Annotated in this window: 16 protein-coding genes and 3 pseudogenes; 9 read left to right on the top strand and 10 right to left on the bottom strand. The window is 49.4% G+C overall.

All coding sequences use genetic code 11. The annotated features are described in order from the left end of the window. The 7 genes and pseudogenes from KHX94_RS15095 to rppH form a co-directional block, all read right to left on the bottom strand. A complete protein-coding gene (locus tag KHX94_RS15095; RefSeq protein ID WP_213681258.1) occupies positions 1–384 on the bottom strand; it encodes a hypothetical protein in 384 nt (127 codons plus the stop codon). Next, positions 381–1,556 (bottom strand): Na+/H+ antiporter NhaA, encoded by a 1,176-nt coding sequence (nhaA, locus tag KHX94_RS15090; protein ID WP_213681257.1) that lies wholly within the window; start codon positions 1,554–1,556, stop codon positions 381–383. The genes KHX94_RS15095 and nhaA overlap by 4 nt, the downstream gene beginning before the upstream one ends. Before the next feature lie 119 nt (positions 1,557–1,675). Continuing rightward, positions 1,676–2,470: a thymidylate synthase gene (gene thyA / locus KHX94_RS15085; protein ID WP_213681256.1), complete on the bottom strand. Its 795-nt coding sequence runs from the start codon at positions 2,468–2,470 to the stop codon at positions 1,676–1,678. Beyond that, positions 2,470–3,296, bottom strand: a pseudogene (gene lgt, locus KHX94_RS15080) (prolipoprotein diacylglyceryl transferase). Before lgt ends, thyA begins: the two are co-directional and overlap by 1 nt. 35 nt (positions 3,297–3,331) lie before the next feature. Beyond that, positions 3,332–4,135, bottom strand: coding sequence for a sulfite exporter TauE/SafE family protein (locus tag KHX94_RS15075; protein WP_213681255.1), 804 nt, complete (start codon positions 4,133–4,135; stop codon positions 3,332–3,334). A 44-nt stretch (positions 4,136–4,179) separates the two neighbouring features. Further along, the gene (gene ptsP, locus KHX94_RS15070; protein ID WP_213681254.1) at positions 4,180–6,414 is read right to left on the bottom strand and encodes a phosphoenolpyruvate--protein phosphotransferase; all 2,235 of its coding nucleotides are present in this window, start codon (positions 6,412–6,414) and stop codon (positions 4,180–4,182) included. 24 nt (positions 6,415–6,438) lie between these two features. Beyond that, positions 6,439–6,966, bottom strand: a complete 528-nt coding sequence (gene rppH / locus KHX94_RS15065; protein WP_213681253.1) for an RNA pyrophosphohydrolase — start codon at positions 6,964–6,966, stop codon at positions 6,439–6,441. A gap of 675 nt (positions 6,967–7,641) precedes the next feature. Here rppH and mutH point away from each other — a divergent pair. Both mutH and KHX94_RS15055 read left to right on the top strand, forming a co-directional pair. Continuing rightward, positions 7,642–8,315: pseudogene (gene mutH / locus KHX94_RS15060) on the top strand (DNA mismatch repair endonuclease MutH). A gap of 123 nt (positions 8,316–8,438) precedes the next feature. Next, the gene (locus KHX94_RS15055; RefSeq protein WP_244859187.1) at positions 8,439–9,512 is read left to right on the top strand and encodes an adenylate/guanylate cyclase domain-containing protein; all 1,074 of its coding nucleotides are present in this window, start codon (positions 8,439–8,441) and stop codon (positions 9,510–9,512) included. Between the two features lie 11 nt (positions 9,513–9,523). Here KHX94_RS15055 and oxyR read toward each other — a convergent pair whose 3' ends face one another. The 3 genes from oxyR to mnmL form a co-directional block, all read right to left on the bottom strand. After that, positions 9,524–10,432: a hydrogen peroxide-inducible genes transcriptional activator OxyR gene (gene oxyR, locus KHX94_RS15050; protein WP_213681252.1), complete on the bottom strand. Its 909-nt coding sequence runs from the start codon at positions 10,430–10,432 to the stop codon at positions 9,524–9,526. A gap of 164 nt (positions 10,433–10,596) precedes the next feature. Next, entirely contained in the window at positions 10,597–10,962 is a 366-nt protein-coding gene (locus KHX94_RS15045) for an Hpt domain-containing protein (RefSeq protein WP_213681251.1), read from the bottom strand. Positions 10,963–11,096: 134 nt separating this feature from the next. Next, the gene (gene mnmL, locus KHX94_RS15040) at positions 11,097–12,008 is read right to left on the bottom strand and encodes a tRNA modification radical SAM protein MnmL/YtqA (RefSeq protein WP_213681250.1); all 912 of its coding nucleotides are present in this window, start codon (positions 12,006–12,008) and stop codon (positions 11,097–11,099) included. 461 nt (positions 12,009–12,469) lie between these two features. Between mnmL and gltB (KHX94_RS21870) the strand changes: the two are divergent. From gltB (KHX94_RS21870) to KHX94_RS15010, 7 genes and pseudogenes are all read left to right on the top strand, one after another. After that, positions 12,470–13,686, top strand: a pseudogene (gene gltB / locus KHX94_RS21870) (glutamate synthase large subunit); the annotation flags it as partial. A gap of 200 nt (positions 13,687–13,886) precedes the next feature. Further along, on the top strand, positions 13,887–16,916 hold the full coding sequence (gene gltB, locus KHX94_RS15035) for a glutamate synthase large subunit (protein ID WP_425314018.1): 3,030 nt from the start codon (positions 13,887–13,889) through the stop codon (positions 16,914–16,916). A gap of 8 nt (positions 16,917–16,924) precedes the next feature. Beyond that, a complete protein-coding gene (locus KHX94_RS15030; protein WP_280529578.1) occupies positions 16,925–18,331 on the top strand; it encodes an FAD-dependent oxidoreductase in 1,407 nt (468 codons plus the stop codon). Positions 18,332–18,453: 122 nt separating this feature from the next. After that, positions 18,454–19,146, top strand: a complete 693-nt coding sequence (locus KHX94_RS15025) for a 5'-methylthioadenosine/adenosylhomocysteine nucleosidase (RefSeq protein ID WP_213681248.1) — start codon at positions 18,454–18,456, stop codon at positions 19,144–19,146. Between the two features lie 9 nt (positions 19,147–19,155). Continuing rightward, complete coding sequence (locus tag KHX94_RS15020) at positions 19,156–19,782, top strand: cobalamin biosynthesis protein (RefSeq protein ID WP_213681247.1); 627 nt, start codon at positions 19,156–19,158, stop codon at positions 19,780–19,782. A gap of 79 nt (positions 19,783–19,861) precedes the next feature. Further along, positions 19,862–20,140, top strand: a complete 279-nt coding sequence (locus tag KHX94_RS15015; protein ID WP_213681246.1) for a hypothetical protein — start codon at positions 19,862–19,864, stop codon at positions 20,138–20,140. 60 nt (positions 20,141–20,200) lie between these two features. Next, positions 20,201–20,581 (top strand): DUF2721 domain-containing protein, encoded by a 381-nt coding sequence (locus KHX94_RS15010; RefSeq protein WP_213683467.1) that lies wholly within the window; start codon positions 20,201–20,203, stop codon positions 20,579–20,581. Positions 20,582–20,772: the final 191 nt, after the last annotated feature.

Here is a 20,772-nt window from a genome sequence, read left to right as displayed (position 1 = left end):
CTATTGTAGGCGCTGGCAATCCAGTAAGCTAAATACTGCCTCCTGTAGACTGGCACTGTCGGTGACTTCGCCGCTACCAAACGCCTCGGTCAGGCCGTTCACCAGATGGCCTCTGTCTGGCAAGCGCTCTAAGCAATATTGACGATTAGCTTCTTGAAAACGTTTGCCACCACGGTATTTCAGCGCTCGCGACTGGTAATCGTTGCTTTCCAATCGCGCCCCGACCGCCCGAGGCTTATACATCAAAGCGCCATCAACAACACCTTCAAGGTAACTCTGACACATCGCATTTTCACTGGCTGCCCTACAGCTTTCAATTTGTGACGCATGTGCCACCGGCAGCAAACTCGCTAACAGAAAACTGGTTAAATACAGTGCCTTCATGCTTTTTCTCCTGTTTCCGGTAAAACCTTTGACAGCCACAAATACCCCAAGGTTGCTGCCATCATTGAGCCGAGCAAAATACCGAGCCGAGCCAAATCGCCATACAACACGCCACCGTGTTCAAACGCCAGCGATGCAATAAACATCGACATGGTGAAACCAATACCGCACATCACGGCGACCGGGGCGATATGACGCCAGCCTATGCCCGCCGGTAATTCCGCCAGACGAAGTTTGACCGCCATGTAGCTAAACAGCATCACCCCCAATGGTTTTCCCAGCAGCAGACCTAATGCGATGCCCATAGGTACTGGCGATACCAAGCTCTGTAACGACATTCCGCCGAGAGAAACACCCGCATTGGCGAAAGCAAATACCGGTAAGATCAGAAAGGTACTCCAAGGATGCAAGGCATGTTCAAGATGTCGGGAAGGCGAAGCGCCATCGGCAGCACGCAGCGGAATAGCAAAAGCAATAATCACCCCGGCTAATGTGGCATGTACGCCTGATTTAAGTACGGCCACCCACAAAATGGCCCCCACCACACCATAAGCACCTAGCGCAGTGACACCTTTACGGTTAAGCAGGATTAACCCTAATACCGCAAAAGCGGCCACCATCAGGCTGATAACAGACAAATCACTGCTATAAAACAGCGCGATGATGACGATAACCCCAAGGTCATCGATGATGGCCAACGCCAACAGAAAGACTTTTAACGCCACTGGCACTCGGCTGCCGAGCAACGCCATGATCCCCAGTGCGAACGCAATATCAGTTGCGGCGGGAATCGCCCAGCCACCAGATGTAATGGGATCGTGATAATTAAACAGTAAATAGATTGCCGCTGGCGCGATCATGCCGCCGATTGCCGCAAAAGTAGGGAGTGATGCTTTAGCGACGCTGGACAGCGCGCCTTCTACCAGTTCGCGTTTAACTTCCAAGCCAATAAGCAGAAAAAACAGCGCCATCAGGCCATCGTTAATCCAAAGTAATAACGGCTTATGGATATCCAGCGCCCCCACTCGTAACTGTAGCGGCATATCCAATAATCCCTGATAAATACCCAGCAATGGTGAATTGGCCAATACCATCGCCAACACCACAGCCACCAGCAGCAAAATACCACCGGCAGATTCCTGGCTCAGGAAATCCCGAATCACTTTCTCCATGACAAACTCCCAAAATCAGTAATTCGTCAAAGTGTAGGCGATGGTTTTAAGTAAGGAAAATCGAAAGTATCTGCCATCAAACTCGGAAATTCCGAATTTAATGGCAAAAACTAATCACATTAGATGGCAACAGGGGCCTTGATATGGGGATGAGGGTCATAGCCCGACAGTTCGAAATCTTCGAACTGATAATCCAATATGGATGCGGGTTTTCGGGTTATGGTCATGGTTGGCAACGGGCGTGGCTCACGCGTAAGCTGCAAACGGGCCTGTTCTAGGTGATTGGAATAGAGATGAGTATCGCCACCTGTCCAGACAAAATCGCCCAGTTCCAGCTCACATTGCTGTGCCACCATCATAGTCAACAATGCATAGCTGGCAATGTTGAATGGTAAGCCGAGAAAAATATCACAACTGCGCTGATACAATTGACAGGACAACTTACCATCAGCGACATAAAACTGGAAAAACGCATGGCAAGGCGCTAATGCCATTTTATCCAGTTCCGCAACATTCCAAGCCGAGACGATCAATCGCCGCGAATCTGGTTGCTGTTTGATCTGATTGATAACCTGACTGATCTGATCGATATGCTGCCCATCAGGCGTTGGCCAACTACGCCACTGCGCGCCATAAACAGGCCCAAGATTACCCTGTTCATCGGCCCATTCATCCCAAATAGAGACCTTGTTTTCCCGCAGGTAGGCCACATTGGTATCGCCTTTTAAAAACCACAATAACTCATGGATAATCGAGCGAAGATGACATTTCTTAGTGGTCACCAACGGGAAGCCCTTACTCAGGTCAAAGCGCATCTGGTAACCAAAGACCGACAAGGTGCCAGTACCCGTACGATCGGTTTTTTCTGTGCCGTTTTCCAACACATAGCGCATAAGGTCTAAATATTGCTGCATTACTGCTTTCCTTTCACCGGAGTATTCGCCGGCGCTTTACGAACCAGCAGGTAAATCCCAAAAACAATCATCGGAATCGATAAGATTTGCCCCATAGTAATATCACCGAGGAAAAATCCCAACTGCGGATCTGGCTGTCGTACCAGTTCCGCAACACAGCGGAAAATGCCATACCCCAGCAGGAACATACCTGACACAGCGCCACGTTTATCTGTTTTACGGCTATACCACTGCAATAGGATAAACAAGGCCACGCCTTCGAGTGCAAATTGATACAGCTGTGATGGATGACGCGGTAACGGCCCGCCGCTGGGGAACACCATGCCCCAAGGTAAATCGGTCACTCGGCCCCACAACTCCCCATTGATAAAGTTGCCGATACGCCCGGCACCAAGCCCGATAGGCACGACCGGAGCCACAATGTCGGCCACTGCAAAAAGCGTCGTTTTTGCTTATGAGCAATATAAAACATGGCCAAGATCACCCCAATAAGACCGCCGTGGAATGACATGCCGCCTTCAGTGATTTTAAACAGATATAAGGGATCGGCGAGGAAATAATCCAAGTGATACACCAACACATAGCCGATACGGCCGCCGAGGATCACCCCGAGAAAACCATAAAAAAGTAAGTCAGAAACCTGTTCACGGCTCCACAGCCCGTGAGATCTGTCGGCTTTGCGGTTAAGCAAAAACATCGCCGCCATAAAACCGAGTAAATACATAAAACCATACCAGCGCAGTGCTGGGTTGAATGTCTGGCCGAAAAGTTCAAATGGGCCGAAAGAAACGATTACCGGATCAATATCGGGGAATTGCAACGCCATAACAGAAGATTACATCCTGGAAATTATGATTATTGTTAGCTCAACATCAGCTTGAGACCCACCACAAGCAGCAGAGCCGCGAAAATTTTCTTTAATACGGGAGTCGGCCAAGTGCTAGCCGCCTTGGCGCCTACTGGAGCCAACAACATGGAAGTCACCACGATGCCGACCAGAGCAGGAAGATAGACATATCCAAGTGAACCCAAAGGCATTCCTTGAATGTTCCAACCGGCGATAACATACCCTAAACTGCCCCAAAGTGCGATGATCAGGCCATTAGCTGAAGAGAAACCGACCGCCTGTCGCATCTGCAACCCACACCAACATAAAAAAGGCACAGTCAAAGTGCCGCCACCGATTCCCATCAACCCTGAAATCACGGCAATCAATGCAGACACCAGAAACAGCAACGCCGCTGAAGGCAACTTTTTCTCTACCGCCGTGGGTTTGTAAGGGAAAGCCATGTTAACTGACATCAGTATCACAAATACGGCAAAACCACGTTTCAGATCTGCGCCAGGGATCAGTTCCGCAATAAAACCTGCGGCTAAGGCACCCAAGATAGTGCCTGGCAACATTGGCTTGAACAGCGACCAATCAATATTGCCGCGCTGATGATGCGCCCTAGCGGAAGAAAAAGAGGTCAGAATAATGGCCGCCAACGAGGTGGCAATGGCAACATGAGGCAAATAACCAACCGGAACATTCACCATAGGTAACAGATAAATCAATGCTGGCACGGCAATCAAGCCACCACCTATGCCCAATAATCCTGCCGAAAAGCCCACCACAATCCCTAATAACAAGCAGGCACCAAGCAACAGTAATAGGCTTTCCACTCTCGCCTCTCTTTAAATTGGTCTGGAAATACCGGCAGCTAGCCCTAGTTAAGGATGGCCGCCAGCTCTTTTTCTGCAAGATAGCTGCGTAACAGCTCTCGGACTTCGGCGCCACAACGCAAATTCAGCGCCTGTTGCAGCAATGCCTGCAGTTCGTCCATACGAACACGCCGCATCAGATAGTTGATCCGAGCCAACGCGCCCTGATTCATACTGAGCTCTCGGTATCCCATGGCGGACAACAACAAGGCTCCGGTGGGCTCACCAGCCATTTCACCACAGACACTGATCCCCAAGTCATACTGCTGGCAAAGCTCCAGAGCCGACTTTAAGTAACGCAGCACCCCGGGGTGATAGCTGTCAAACAACGAGCTAACTCTTGGATTATTGCGATCAACTGCTAGCAGATATTGAGTTAAATCATTAGAACCTACCGACACAAAATCCACCCGTTTGGCGACTTCATCCAACTGATAGAGCAAGGCCGGCACTTCTAACATCACCCCTAGCTGAGGCCGGGATAAATTTGGATTAACATCTGATTTCAGCTCATTATAGGCCTGTTCAAAGTACTCCAACGCATGGTCAATCTCTTCGATATTACTGACCATTGGCAGCAGGATCTTCAGTTGTTCACTATTACCATTCGCCTGCAACATTGCGCGAATTTGTACCAGAAACAGCTCAGGATGATCCAGCGACAACCGAATGCCACGCCATCCCAAGAAAGGGTTATCTTCTTTAATCGGGAAATAGGGCAAGGGTTTGTCGCCACCGACATCCAGCGTCCGCATCACCACCGGACGGCCAGCCACCAGATTGAAAACTTGTGCATAAACTTTGATCTGCTCGGATTCACTGGGAAAACGCTGCTGCAACATAAACGGGATTTCAGTACGATAAAGACCGACACCGTCAGCACCCTCCGCCAGCTCTGAAGCAAGGCCACTGAGCAACCCTGCATTGATAAACAGGTTGACCCGCTCACCATCCAGTGTTTGCGCCGGTAGTTGCACTTCCTGCATGTATTGTCGCTGTAGTGCTTTTTCGGCGTTAAGCAAACTGCGATATTCACTGATCACCGCCCCCGATGGCGACACCATCAGTTGTCCCCGGGTAGCGTTGAGTACCACCATTTTTTTATCAATGTTAGAAGCGAGTACTTGCTGTACCCCGGTCAATGCGGGTAATCCCAGCGCTCGAGCCAAAATTGCCGCATGGGAATTGACCCCACCCAATTCGGTCACTATCCCGGCCAGCTTAGCGCGCGGAAACTCGGCCAGTAAGGTGGTATCGGCTTCTCTTGTCACCAGGATCACTGGTTTGTCAGAATCCAGCACCCATTTATCAGGTTCAATTAGCTGGCGCAGCACTTTCTGTCCAAGATCCCGGATATCACTGGCGCGTTCTTTAATGTAGGGATCGTCCATCGACTGAAACTGTTCGATGTAACGTAGCGATACTCGGCTGATAGCGGATTCAGCACTCCAGCCCTGCTCGACTTCTCGCACATATTCACCACCGAGGCTGGAATCATCCAACAGCAGGGTTAACGCGGAAAAGATCGCGACAACTTCCTGATCCTGCTCCCGGTCAAAACGTTGTGACAGGTTGCCAAGATTATTGCGGCAGCGGCTGACCGCGGTGCTTAGACGTTCCAGTTCCACCTTAACATCGGCAGCCTTGCGATTAGGTTGCTGCAATGAAATCTCGCCACCGAGCACCAGCACATGGGCAATAGCAATACCGTTAGAAGTCGGTGTTCCCTGAAACAGGATCTGTTTTTCTCGCCCTTTTACACTGGCTTTTTGCTTCAAGCCCCGCACCGCCATTGCCAACTGGGCGGCCAGCGTCATCAAAAAGGCTTCTTCACCTTCACTGAACTGGCGAGCACTGGCCTGCTGCACCACAATGACGCCTAACAGTTGCTTTTGATAGATGATGGGAACGGCGAGAAAGGCACGATATTCTTCTTCTGCCGCTTCGGGGAACAGTTTGAAACGAGGGTGCTGACGGGCATCGGCCAAGTTGATAGCCTCTTCCCGCTGTGCCACCAGCCCAACTAACCCTTCGGTAATTGACATCCGCACATTACCGACAGCCGAGGGCTTTAGCCCATCGGTTGCAGACAAGATCAGTTCATCTTTATCCAGAATGTAAATGGAACAACACTCGGTTGCGATGGCAGTTTTGATCTGCTTAACCAGTAATTCCAGCGCTGTATCCAAATCTCCGGCACTGGCGACTGCCTGAGTAATATCCCTGAGAGTGTTTAACAACGCTTTCCTCCCACTTTATTCCTGTCAGCGAGACGGCCGATTACGGCCTTTACGGCGATAGGGTTCCCGTTGCTGCTGCAATGCCAACGTTGTTGCCGCAAATTCTTTCATTACCTTACGGTAGACATCACGTTTGAACGACACCACCTGCCGCACCGGATACCAATAACTGACCCAGCGCCAATCATCAAACTCAGGGTGGCCTGATGCGTTCAGATTTACCGCGCTATCTTGACTCTTCAACTGTAGCAGAAACCACTTTTGCTTCTGCCCGATACACACAGGTTGACTGTCCTGCCGTACCAACCTTTTGGGTAAGCGATACCTGAGCCAGGAGCGAGTAGAAATCAGGATCTGCACATGTTCAGGTTTCAGACCGACTTCTTCATAGAGTTCCCGGTACATGGCCTCTTCTACCGATTCGCCTTCATCCACGCCACCTTGTGGAAATTGCCATGAATGCTGGCCGAAACGACGGGCCCACATCACTTGCCCAATTTTATTACAGATGATTATGCCCACATTTGCGCGAAAGCCATCGCTGTCAATCACATGGACTCCGAAAACTTGAGAAATTTCAATGCATCGATTGTTTCACAAAGCTCGCGTGGCAGCAATTAGCAGTTATCAATGCTTATGTTATCTGTCGCCACTTTATGCACATTATTTTGCCCACTTTCGGTATCCGCCACACTGTCCACAATATCTGTGGACAAGTTTGTTAACTACCGGGAGAAAACGTTGGACAGTTGCTCGATACCAATTTTATTGCGCTGACACCATGCCAACTTAAAACTCTAACATATTAAAATTATTAAGATTAGTTTTATGACTGCTGGCTAATTAGGGAGTCTTAATACGACAGGTGAAAATTTCACCAGGCGTAACTTCGCGTATATTTCCAAGTGCTCTCAGCATAGTTACCGGACAATAAAATCAAAAACAAGATTAGAATTAAAAATATAACTATAAATACCGATTATAGCCATCCCAGAGAAATCGCTAGCTGAATTTATCCCATAAACCTGTGGATAAAGATGTTGGCAACTATGGAAAATCCAGCGGGTAAGTGGGGAAAAATCATTACCCACTTTAGTGCAAATCATAAAAATTGATATAAATTAATATGATAGATAAAAAACTCTGATATCTTGCTGCGGTTTTAACAACGCTGAACAGTTTTTGAACGCCATTGTCTCTAAGGCAAATTCAGGTAGAATTCGTCCAATGAACAGCATAATTCCCCCGCCAGAATCCATTGAGCAGCTACTGCAACGTGCCGAATCCCTTGCTGGACTGACACTTGGGCAAGTGGCGCTGTCGCTTGGACAGAAAGCACCGCCAAACCTGCGCCGAGATAAAGGCTGGCCAGGGCAATTGTTAGAAATAGCATTGGGGGCCAATGCCGGTTCCAAACCTCAGCAGGATTTTCTGCATTTGGGGTGGAACTCAAAAGCATTCCGGTGGATGCTCAGGGACTACCGCTGGAAACCACCTATGTTTGCGTGGCGCCACTCACGAATATTGCCGGGTTACGCTGGCAGCAGAGTCTGGTTTATCACAAGTTACAACAGGTGCTGTGGATACCAGTTCAAGGTGACAGAACGCTTGCGCCAGCAGACAGACGCATCGGCATGCCGATCCTCTGGCGCCCGGATGCTGAACAGCAACGCCTGTTGCAACAGGACTGGGAAGAGATCATGGAGTTGATCAGCCTCGGTAAAGTCGCCAGTATCAGTGCGCGTCATGGCGAAGTGTTGCAGTTACGCCCCAAAGCCGCCAACAGTCGGGCATTGACGGAAAGCATTGCGGCAGATGGCAGTCTGCAACTGACTAATCCGCGTGGCTTTTATCTGAAAACCGCCTTTACTCGCCAAATACTGCGACAATATTTTGGCTAACCACACAAAAGATGTGAGTTTGATTTGATATAGATCACATTTATCACTGGAATCGCCCTGTTGATATCGATAAACTACCGCCTCTTGTATAAGCCAATGTCATTGTAGGATCTGTCCCATTCTGTGAGAGCACGTGTACAGGCAAAAAAACTTCTGTTCGCCATTCTGGCTTGGACCGGAGCAATGTCAGCCTTCGTATTTTTCCGCTATTCCCAATCAACTGAATTGCCTCAGTGGGCTGTCGGTTCTGGGGATTTGGCTACGCTCGCAATCTATATGGGGATTATTTTCGGCAGCTTGCACTGGATGTCGAACCTGATTGCAGATTTCAGTGCCATCAACCGCCTGCCTTATATCTTTTCAGTCATCTTTAAAGGCTTATTCTTGCTGTTAGGTGCCACCACGTTGGCATACATGACCCAGTATCTGAATATGTGGGCGATTGAAAACCATATTGCCACCTTACGGCAGATGCTGACCATACATATTCTTTACAGTCCCTCCTTCCAGGCGTTAATGATTTACCTGGTGGTGGTGCGGGTTGGGCTGGCATTCATTGAACAGATGGCGCTGCTGGTTGGGCCACGCATTCTGTTGAATATTGGCATGGGGAAATACCATCGCCCCCGTTACGAACAGCGGTTGTTTTTGTATATCGATATGGTGGCATCCACCACCCATGCAGAATCGCTGGGTGATTATCGCTTCAGCCGCTTAATCCAAGACTGTTTCAGTTTATTGTCAGAAACCATCACCAATAACGATGCTGAAATTTATCGTTATATGGGCGATGCAGTACTGATCCATTGGCCCTTGCCACAAGGGATCATCAATGACCGCTGCATGAATGTATATTTTGAATTTAGCCAACAGCTCAACTGGCAGCGCCGCTATTTTGAAGAACAGTACGGTTTTGTGCCTAAGTTCAAGGCCGCAGCGCATTGCGGGCAAGTAGTTGCCGCCGTGGTTGGCGTTCAGAAACAAGAGATTAGCTTCTTTAGTGATGTGATCAACACGCTGGCCCGCTTGCAGGATCAATGTAATCCATTAGGACAGCGTATGTTGTTGTCTGGTGCGTTAGTGGCACGGCTGGAAAATGACCACAGCGAGTACCAACTCACCAATCTTGGCCCGGTAAAACTCAAGGGCAAACAACACTCTATCGAAGTTTTCGGGGTCAAACCCAAGCAAGGCTAGTGAGAAAAACGCTACATTTTCTGTTGCAGTAATTTCTGAACTTCCAGCCCCAGGGTTCTAAAGGTACGAATGCGGCTGGTTGTCTGTCGCCACACCAGACCAATTTCCCGAAACGGTGAGTCGCCTGGCGGTGCCAACACAGTCAAATCCGTATCATTGAGAATGCCAGCATCGATAGCCATTTGTGGTAAAAAAGTTGTCCCTAATTTGCTGTTTACCATCTGTACCAGCGTATGCAGGCTAGTGGCAGCAAACGGATTAACCTTACGGCTATCGCCCAACTGGCAGGCACTGATGGCATGGCCGGTAATACAGTGCTCAGTTTGCAGCAAAAAGATACTTTCATCAGGCAAGGTCTGATAATCCACAGGTTCATGCACTGTGTTGGCCAGATCCTTGTGGATCACCATCTTAAACGGATCTATCCCAACCTTCATGCTGTGGTAGCCCGTCACATCAGCAGGCAGCGCCAGCAATAACAGATCCAACTCGCCTTTCCCCAGAGAAGCGAGCAATCTTTCGGTCGTATCTTCTTTCAGCAACAAACTGAGTTGGGGATAATTTTCATGGCATTGCTTGAGCAAACGGCTCAACAAGAACGGCGCAATGGTAGGAATACATCCAAGGCGAATTTCACCGGTCATCGGCTCACCTTGATTTTTGACCAGTTCCACCAAGTCATCAACATCGGTAAGAATTTTCAGCGCTCGCTGCACAACTTCTTCACCAATGGCGGTAAACATGAATGATTTATGATCACGTTCAATCAGTTGATAACCGAGTTGTTCTTCCAAATTCTGGATGCCACTAGAGAGGGTCGATTGACTAACATGACAGATACCAGCGGCACGATTGAAATTCTGTTCCTGATGCAGATTTACCAAGTAATAAAGGTTTTTCAGACTAGGCAAAGGTTTCATCAATCCGTTTCCGACGAGTAATTTCTGAAGGAGATGTGTCCAAATTACCACAAAAGCACTGACGGGCAGTAGTCAATCTCAATGACCAAGGCTCAGAAACAGGCACCATCACACAACTGCACAAGCGGAATTGTCTATGATGCCCAGAGCTGCAACTAACTGTGTTAGGCTTTAGCTTCCAGAAATGCTTTCAGTTGTTGTAAATCCGCAGCCACGAGGGACAAGATCTGCTCAAGCCAGCCTTGATGCTGCCCATCCCATTCAGGATCTTCACCATGCTGTAATAACTCAGCGAAATGATGAATACGCTTCAGTCCCACTGAACCCGCCGCGCCTTTGAATTTATGAGCCTCAGAGCAAAGCAGTTCTTTATTGTTTGCTTCAGCGGCCTGCCGCAGATTACCCAGATACTCAGGTAACAACTGTTCGAACAACACCACACTTTTCAGCAGAGTCCCTGCGCCAATAGCGCTGCAATATTGTTCCAGCGTGTTAAGGTCCAGTATCGTTTCCAAATCCGGGGTAGCCATACAGGCGCTCCTTGACGTCTAAATTTACCACATCATACCCAGTAAAAAGCTGAGTGCAACTTAAAAGCCAGCAATTCCTGTTGAACAAACAGCTGTTAACAATATGCCGACAAAATCCATAAAAAATTTTAAAATCAGCGAGATAATGCAGTTCCTTGGCCACCCAAGCGTGCCAGATTATTGACCACTGCATTCAACCCTTTCCAGCGACTGCTACACCAGTCTGGCGCAAGTAGCACCGGCGGCTTAGCGTACGCCGTAACACGATGAAATATGACATCTTTAGGCGTATGACGGATTAATTCACCGGCACTGGCGGCGTACTGTTCCATGGTTGGCGGCAATAAGCGCCCACAGCGCCATGCCTTTGCCATGGTACTGCCATCTACAATATGTAACGGGTGCAGTTTTAGGCCATCAACCCCCACCGCCAGCACGCGCTGTAATGTCTGCAAGTGCATGGTGTTATCTTCACCAGGTAAACCGAGGATCAGATGGGTACACACTTTCAGCCCTCGCTGACGGGCACGCTCGACAGCATCTACATACGTAGCAAAATCGTGACCACGATTAATCCGTTTTAAAGTAGCATCGTGGGCACTTTGCAATCCCAGTTCTAGCCATACTTCGTGTCCCTGCTGCTGATACGTCAGCAATAGATCCAGCACCTTGTCGGGTAAACAATCCGGGCGACTCCCAACACATAGGCCGACCAGATCTGTGCTGGCTAACGCTTCATCATAGCGCTGTTGCAATATGGCGTACTCTTCATAGGTACTGGTATATGCTTGAAAATAAGCCAGAAATTTCGAGGCCTTAGCGCGGAGTCGCTGTTTCCCCTCAGACAACTGGGTTGCAATCGATTGCTCGCTACCGAGCACATAAGTAAACGATGCCACATTACAAAAAGTACAACCGCCACGACCTAATGTGCCATCACGGTTTGGACAGGTGAAATTGGCGTCTAGCGTCAGTTTCTGTACACCTTGACCAAAGCGCCGCTGACAATACATCGCAAATGTTGAGACAAAATCATCCAGTCCCATAAATTACTGTACTACTCTAAAAAGGCGGCAGCATAACAACCGTTGCCAAACCGCGCATTGCCCCACATCAAACTTCGCTGATATACGTTATGTATGCTACGCCTTAGCTCTTTTTGCATAGTTACTCACACAAATTGACTAATTAGTTATTATTTTTTTGACTAAAAAATCAGCAAACGCGTCTACAATTCCGCTACAATAGCGTGTTAACTTAACGTATCTATTTTTTTAATCATTTTATAAATTTCTTTTTATTCATAATGTTATACACGCAAAAATACAGTTGACGTTAACGGCATATGATTAGAAATTCTTTATAAAATACCGTTATTTTAATTCTATATATGCAATTTTTTGGTTTGACCTTTGAAGAGTCTCAGGATAATTTGGTTCGTTCGGGTGCATATCTATAGAATTTTGTTGCTATAGCGCAGTATGTGGACGTTTAGTTGGGGGTTTGTATGAGTTTGTATCATCCCAGTTTCGAGCGGGAAAACTGTGGATTTGGTCTGATTGCGCAGATGGATGGTGAAGCCAGCCATCGTATCGTGCGTACAGCCATTCATGGTCTTGACCGGATGAAACATCGAGGAGGGATCGCTGCTGATGGGCGCACCGGTGATGGGTGTGGTTTGCTTATGCAAATGCCTGTCAGTTTTTTGAAGCCGTTGCCGCAGAAGAAGGCTGGCATCTCAGCCGCAAATTTGCGGTGGGAATGTTATTTCTAAGTCAAGACGAAGAGCGGGCAGCAACCGCCAAATATCTGACCGAACGGGAACTGGAAAGAGAAACCCTCAGTATTGCAGGCTGGCGTAAAGTCCCAGTGAATAGTGATATTCTTGGGGAAATAGGAAAAGCCAGCATGCCACAGATCTGGCAGGTGCTGGTGAATGCTCCCGTCGGCTGGCGTATTGAAGATGTGGAACGTCGCCTGTATATGGCTCGGCGCCGTCTTGAGCAACAACTGCTTGATGACAAAGACTTCTATGTTGCCAGCTTGTCCGGTCAGGTGATGGTTTATAAAGGTCTGATGATGCCGGCCGACTTGCCGGCATTTTATTCGGATCTGGCAGATATGCGCTTACAAAGTGCCATCTGTTTATTTCACCAACGGTTCTCCACCAATACTTCCCCCAAATGGCCGTTGGCACAGCCCTTTCGTTTTCTTGCCCACAATGGTGAAATCAACACCATTACTGGTAACCGCCAATGGGCACGCGCCCGCGCTTACAAATTCAATTCCCCGTTATTGCCGGATCTACAACAAGCAGCGCCATTTGTGAATGAAACCGGCTCTGACTCATCGTCCCTCGACAATATGCTGGAAATGCTGCTCGCTGGCGGCATGGACTTGTATCGCGCCATGCGCCTATTGATCCCACCTGCCTGGCAAAGCAATCCAGAAATGGATGAAGAGTTAAAAGCGTTCTACGACTTTAACTCCATGCATATGGAGCCGTGGGATGGCCCTGCTGGTATTGTCATGACCGACGGCCGCCATGCCGCCTGTGCGGTAGACCGGAATGGCCTGCGTCCATCCCGATACGTCATCACCAAAGACCGCATCATTACCCTCTCTTCTGAAGTGGGGATCTGGGACTATGCGCCCGATGAAGTGGTTGAAAAAGGTCGAGTCGGCCCTGGTGAGTTACTGGTGTTGGACACGGTTCGCGGTCGTCTTTATCAGTCTTTTGAGATTGATAATGACCTTAAACGTCGCCACCCCTATAAAGAGTGGATGGCCAAAAACAGCCGGACCTTGATCCCCGCTGAAGACTTACCAGTTGAACAACTTGGCGTCAGTGAATTTGATGAAGCCACCCTGCTCAAGTACCAGAAGATGTTTGGCTACACACGGGAAGAGATGGAGCAGATCATTTGGGTTCTCGCCAGCAAGGGGAGGAAGCCCTTGGCTCCATGGGCGATGACACGCCAATGGCGGTGCTGTCACGCAAGCAGCGTACGCTCTATGATTACTTCCGGCAGAAATTTGCGCAGGTGACCAACCCGCCCATTGACCCGTTGCGTGAAAAGCACGTGATGTCTCTGGCAACCTGTATTGGTAAAGAGCAGAACCTGTTTAATGAAACCACTGGGCATGCCTATCGGGTAATGTTTAACTCGCCAGTGCTGCTTTACAGTGATTTCAATCAATTACTAGGGCTCGACAGTACCTACTATCGCGCCAATATCATTGATTTGGCTTACAGCCCGGATGAAGGGCTGCAAAATGCAACCAAACGTATCACTGATGAGGCAGAAAAACTGGCTCGCAGTGGCACAACACTGGTGGTGCTGTCTGACCGCAACATCAGTAAAGAAACGCTGATTATCCCTATGGTCATGGCGGTAGGCTCGGTCCAGCAGATGCTGGTCAACAAAAGCCTGCGTTGTGATACCAACATTATTGTTGAAACCGGCAGCGTACGTGATCCACACCATTTTGCGGTATTGCTTGGGTTTGGTGCCACCGCAATTTATCCATATCTGGTATATGAAACCATTGCTCAGCTAGCGAAACAGCACCAGCAGGACGAAATCATTACGGCCATGCTCAACTACCGCTATGGTATCGAGAAAGGACTGCGCAAAATCATCTCTAAAATGGGCATTTCGACAGTGGCATCATACCGTTGCAGCCAACTGTTCGAAGCCATAGGCCTAGCCGATGAAGTGATTGAACAGTGCTTTAAAGGCGTGGTCAGCCGTATCCAAGGGGTGGGTTTTGCCGGCATTGAGGCTGATGTCAAACAGCGCACCCAAGCGGCCTTCCGGGCTCATCAACCTGTAGCTCAAGGCGGCTTGCTGAAATATGTGGAAGGTGGTGAATACCATGCCTTCAACCCAGACGTGGTAAATACGCTGCAAACGGCGTTAAATCAGCAAGATTACGGACTGTACAAGCAGTTTGCCAAATTGGTAGATGAGCGGCCCGTAACCACTTTCCGCGATCTGATGCGCATTGAAGGCCAACAATCACCGCTAGCATTAGCGGAAGTTGAACCGGATAAAAATCTTTATCCTCGATTTGACACCGCAGCCATGAGTATCGGCGCACTGAGCCCAGAAGCTCACGAGGCATTGGCCATTGCCATGAACCGCCTCGGAGGCCGTTCCAACTCAGGAGAAGGTGGCGAAGACCCACGCCGTTTTAATACCGAGCGTAATTCCGCCATTAAACAGATTGCCTCAGGTCGTTTTGGGGTCACAGCTCACTATCTGATCAATGCTGACGTCTTGCAGATCAAAGTCGCGCAAGGTGCCAAGCCTGGCGAAGGCGGTCAGCTCCCCGGCCATAAAGTCAGTGTGGAAATTGCCACATTGCGCTATTCACGCCCTGGGGTAACGCTGATTTCACCGCCACCACATCATGATATCTACTCCATTGAAGATTTGGCGCAGTTGATTTTCGATCTGAAACAGATCAATCCCAAAGCAATGATCTCGGTAAAACTGGTCTCCGAACCCGGTATCGGCACCATTGCCACCGGGGTTGCCAAAGCCTACGCCGATATGATCACTGTTGCCGGATACGATGGTGGCACAGGTGCCAGCCCGCTGACGTCAGTGAAATATGCTGGCAGCCCGTGGGAATTGGGATTGTCAGAGGTTCATCAATCGTTAGTGCAAAATGGTCTACGCCACAAAATCCGCTTGCAAGTAGATGGCGGCCTTAAAACCGGTACTGACGTGATTAAAGCGGCGCTGCTGGGTGCCGAAAGCTTCGGTTTTGGGACTGTGCCAATGATTGCACTTGGCTGCCGTTATCTGCGGATCTGCCACCTCAATAACTGTGCGACTGGGGTCGCCACACAAGATCAGAAGTTGCGAGACAAACATTTCCACGGCTTGCCGGAACGCGTCATGACATATTTCCAGTTTGTCGCTGAGGAAGTTCGAGAATGGATGGCCAAACTGGGCGTCTCCCGCTTTGAAGATCTGGTAGGTCATACCGAATGGCTACAGCTGCTACCGGGTGACACAGATAAACAACGAGGCCTGGATTTATCACCGATTCTGTACCGGCCAGAAGTCCGTGCAACAACCGCCCTCACCTGGCAAGAACTGAATGAACCTGCGGATAAAGGCCTGCTGAATCAAGAGTTACTGGCTAAATGCAGCGAACTGGTAGATAACGGCGAAGGCTTTGATGCCTGCTTTACCATCAACAATACCGACCGTTCTGTGGGAGCCGCGCTGTCTGGCTATATTGCCAGCAAGTGGGGGCTGAAAGGCTGCCCACAACCGCTGCAAATCCGTTTTAATGGTAGTGCTGGCCAGAGTTTTGGCGTCTGGAACAGTCCAGGATTGGAACTATCACTGTGCGGCGATGCCAACGACTATGTGGGCAAAGGGATGTCAGGCGGCAAGCTAAGCATCTATCCACCTCACGGTAGCCCGTTTAAATCTGAACGCAGCGCAATTATTGGTAACACCTGTTTATATGGTGCTACTGGCGGTAAGTTATACGCCGCTGGTCGCGCGGGTGAACGTTTTGCGGTGCGCAATTCTGGTGCATTAGCTGTAGTTGAAGGCGTGGGTGACAACGGTTGCGAATACATGACAGGCGGTATCGTTGTGGTTTTAGGCACCACGGGGGTCAACTTCGGCGCCGGCATGACCGGTGGTTTTGCCTATGTCTTTGACCAGTTCGGCCGTTTTGGTCGGCGCGTCAACAAAGAGATGGTTGAATTATTGAAAGTGGATGCGCCTATCCATCAACAGCATCTTAAGAGCCTGATTGAAGAACATGTGGCAGAAACCGGCAGCGAGCATGCCAAAGCCATTTTGCATGACTTTGAAAACTGGCTGGATTGTTTTGTGCTGGTCAAACCCAAAAATATTGCAGCGGCAGATCTGCTTAAAGCAAATTCGCCCAGCCCTGAACTGGCAGTAAAAGCGGGGTAATGAGTCAAATGAGTAACAACTTTCAGTTTATTGAAGTAGACCGTGTCGACCCTGACAAGCAGCCAGTGGCACTGCGAAAGACACAGTTTATCGAGATTTACCAGCCATTTAGCCAGCAACAAGTGAGCCAACAGGCTGACCGCTGTCTGGATTGTGGTAATCCATACTGTGAATGGCGCTGCCCTTTGCATAATTACATTCCTAACTGGCTGGATCTCGCCAAACAGGGACGGATTATGGAAGCGGCTGAGCTGGTGCATGAAACCAATACCTTGCCGGAAGTCTGTGGCCGCGTCTGCCCACAAGATCGCCTCTGTGAAGGTTCTTGCACGCTCAATGCTGAATATGGCGCAGTGACCATAGGTAACGTTGAAAAATACATCACAGATACCGCACTGGCTCAAGGATGGCGCCCAGACATGAGCAAAGTAACGGCACGCAAGGAGCGTGTGGCCATTATTGGTGCGGGTCCGGCTGGCCTTGGCTGTGCCGATATTCTGGCACGTAACGGCGTAAAAGCCGTGGTTTATGACCGCTACCAGCAGATTGGCGGCTTGCTCACTTATGGTATTCCAGCCTTCAAACTGGACAAATCGGTCATGGATACCCGCCGCAAAGTGATGGAAGGCATGGGAATTGAATTCCAGCTTGGCACTGAAGTGGGCAAAGATGTGGCATTCAACGAGTTGCTGGATGAGTACGATGCAGTATTCCTTGGAATGGGCACCTACAGCGCCATGACCGCGGGGCTGCCGGGCGAAGACGCGCAAGGCGTTATTCAAGCGCTGCCCTACCTTATTGCCAACACTAAACAGTTGTTAGGTGAAACCGATCCACAGCAACCATACATCAGTCTGCAAGGGCAGAAAGTCGTGGTGCTCGGTGGTGGTGATACCGCTATGGACTGTGTGCGTACCGCTATCCGTCAGGGTGCCGAGTCTGTCACCTGTGCCTATCGCCGTGATGAAGCCAATATGCCAGGCTCTCGCCGTGAGGTGAAAAATGCCCGCGAAGAAGGGGTAGAGTTTCTGTTTAATCGGCAGCCCACCGCGATTAAAACTGTGGAGGGTAAAGTGGTTGGGATTGAATGCGTAGAAACCCGTATGGGCGATGCCGACAGCAGTGGTCGCCGCCGCGCCGAACCTATTCCCGGCAGTGAACAGTTGTTAGCAGCCGATGCCGTGATCATCGCCTTTGGGTTTCAACCTAGCCCAGCCAGCTGGTTTGCCGATTACGGCATCGAAGTCGATCAATGGCAACGAGTGAAAGCGCCAAAAGATAGCGATACGCCGTTTCAGACCAGCAACCCGAAAGTGTTTGCCGGTGGTGACATGGTACGCGGCTCAGATCTGGTGGTCACCGCCATCGCCGAAGGCCGTGAAGCCGCTCGCGGTATTCTCAACTTCTTCGATTAGTGATAAAGCCTATTTTTATACGCTGCTGCGCATCCGGGTTACCGCGATGCGCATTTTTTTGTGGGCGCCATTCACTATGGTATATTGAGCCGTTTTCTCTCTGAATTAATAAAGGTTTATCCATGAAAATTGGGATCATCGGCGCGATGGAGCCGGAAGTTGCACACCTAATTGCCGAACTGCAAAGCCGCCACTCAGTCACTATTGGTGCCGTGGAATTTATGAGTGGCCGTCTGGCAGACAAAGAAGTGGTTATCACCCGTTCGGGGATTGGCAAAGTAGCGGCAGCGATGGCAACTAGCCTGCTTATCGAAAAATTTGCCGTCGATGCCGTGATCAACACCGGCTCAGCCGGGGGCTTCGTGGATGAACTGCATATCGGCGACATCGTCATTTCCAGTGAGCTGCGGTATCACGATGTGGATGTCACTGCTTTCGGTTATGAGATTGGTCAAATGGCGCAGCAACCAGCGGCCTTCATTGCCGATGACAAACTGGTTAATGCCGCAAAACAAGCGATTGCGGGGTTAGGAGAAGTAAAAGCCGTCACAGGGCAGATCTGTACGGGGGATAGTTTTATCTGTGATCCTGAACGCACCGCCACCATGCGCCGCCATTTTCCCAAGATGGCCGCCTGTGAAATGGAAGGTGCCGCCGTTGCCCAAGTGTGCCATCAGTTTCAGGTGCCATTTGTGGTGATCCGTTCACTGTCTGACAACGCCAACAATGATTCTCCCGTCGATTTTGACGCTTATCTGGTGAAAGCCGGTAAGCATTCAGCATTGATGGTGCTCGGCATGTTGCACCACCTCTGAGCCATATCCATGCTGGCGACCTTTATCGACAAACTGCTGACCGAAGATGGCGAATTACTGCGGTATTTTGCCACTATGCTGCTGCCGCTACTGGCAGTAAAACTGTTACCACTCCCAGTACATTTACAACCACTGCTATGGCTGGGCGAGCTAGCAAATGCGCTTACAGCAAAAGTGCTGCACACCAATCGCGCCGCCAACCAGCAGGCGTTGGCGGGAATATTGGCGCTATTGCTACTGGTATTGCCATTTTGGGTCATTAGTTCGCTGCTGTTGTATCTGGCGGTGTATCCCTGGTTCTTTGAAATGTTGATCTTGTACTTTTGCCTGCAAGATCTGCGTTTTATCCGTATCGCCTCAGAGATAAGCCACACATTACAGGCTCAGGACAAAGCGCTTGCCAGACGCCGCTTATCATCCTGGGTCATCCGCGATACCCAAGAGTTGTCTGAGACCGGGATTGCCAAAACCACCATTGAGTTATTAGTAACTCTGCCCGCTTATCGACTGTTGGCCAATTTACTGGCTTATGTGTTATTAGGAGCCCCGCCTGCCTACTGCTTGCCATGCTGTGGCAGCTACAACAATGTTGGTGGTCTCAGGCGCCCAAATACCGTTATTTTAGCCAGGCATTGAGCTGGGCGAACCAACTCCTGTTTTGGCTACCTTTGTGGTTATGGCGGCTATCCTTAGCGATTAATGGTGGCTTCCTTGGTTGTTTAAGCGCTTTGTAATAGTGCAATATCCTGAGCTGACAGGTTATCAGCAACTGTGCGCCTTGAGTGCCGCCATGTTGCATATTGAGTTAGGTGGGCCACAGAAGTATGCCGGAAATAAGATCAACAGCAATCGCTATTGTTTTGGTAATTTGCCGTCGGCACCGGATATTGATCGGGCACTCAGTTTGGTAAAAGCTGCTATGGCATTTTGGTTGATCCTGCTCAGTGCAATTCCGGTGATTTGGATTGCATTACGCTGGTTTTACGCGCATTAAAAGCTTTTTATAATGCAAATTCGTGGCGCATGACTTGGGGAGCATATCGTGCTGGAACAAATGGCTATATCACTAACCACACCGGCGCTGTTATTCCCGGCCATCTCGCTGCTATTGTTGGCTTATACCAACCGTTTTTTCTCACTGGCAGCATTGATCCGTAGTCTGAGTGCCGCAGAAAAACCCGTTGCCAGTGAACAACTTAAAAATCTGCGCCGGCGGATTGTGATCATCAAACGCATGCAGGAAGCGGGAGTTTCTAGCTTTGCTTTATGCGTATTATGTATGATATTGATTTACCTTGGTTTCAATCAGACTGGCTCACTGGTGTTTGGCGGCAGTCTGCTATTGTTGCTGTACTCGTTGATCTTATCTGTGCTCGAAATTCGTATTTCGGTGGATGCGCTTAACATCCATTTACAGCAAATGGACGATCTTTAAACATCACAGATACAGTATTGTGGCAGTTTTCTCAGGATTGACCATTGGTTACATTTCCACGCGTACAGAGGCTTGATTAGCTTCGGAGCAAGAGGCATTATGCCAAAGCTCTCCGGGTTTTTCTGCTGACAGTATTTTTTATACAGCCCGGACGACACCACCCACAATGGCAGCTATGCCACAGCGTTTTG

Source organism: Shewanella dokdonensis, assembly GCF_018394335.1.
In the GTDB taxonomy this organism is placed as follows: Bacteria; Pseudomonadota; Gammaproteobacteria; order Enterobacterales; family Shewanellaceae; genus Shewanella; species Shewanella dokdonensis.
The sequence above is the reverse complement of the archived record's forward strand: the minus strand, read 5'-3'. Positions and strand labels throughout refer to the sequence as shown.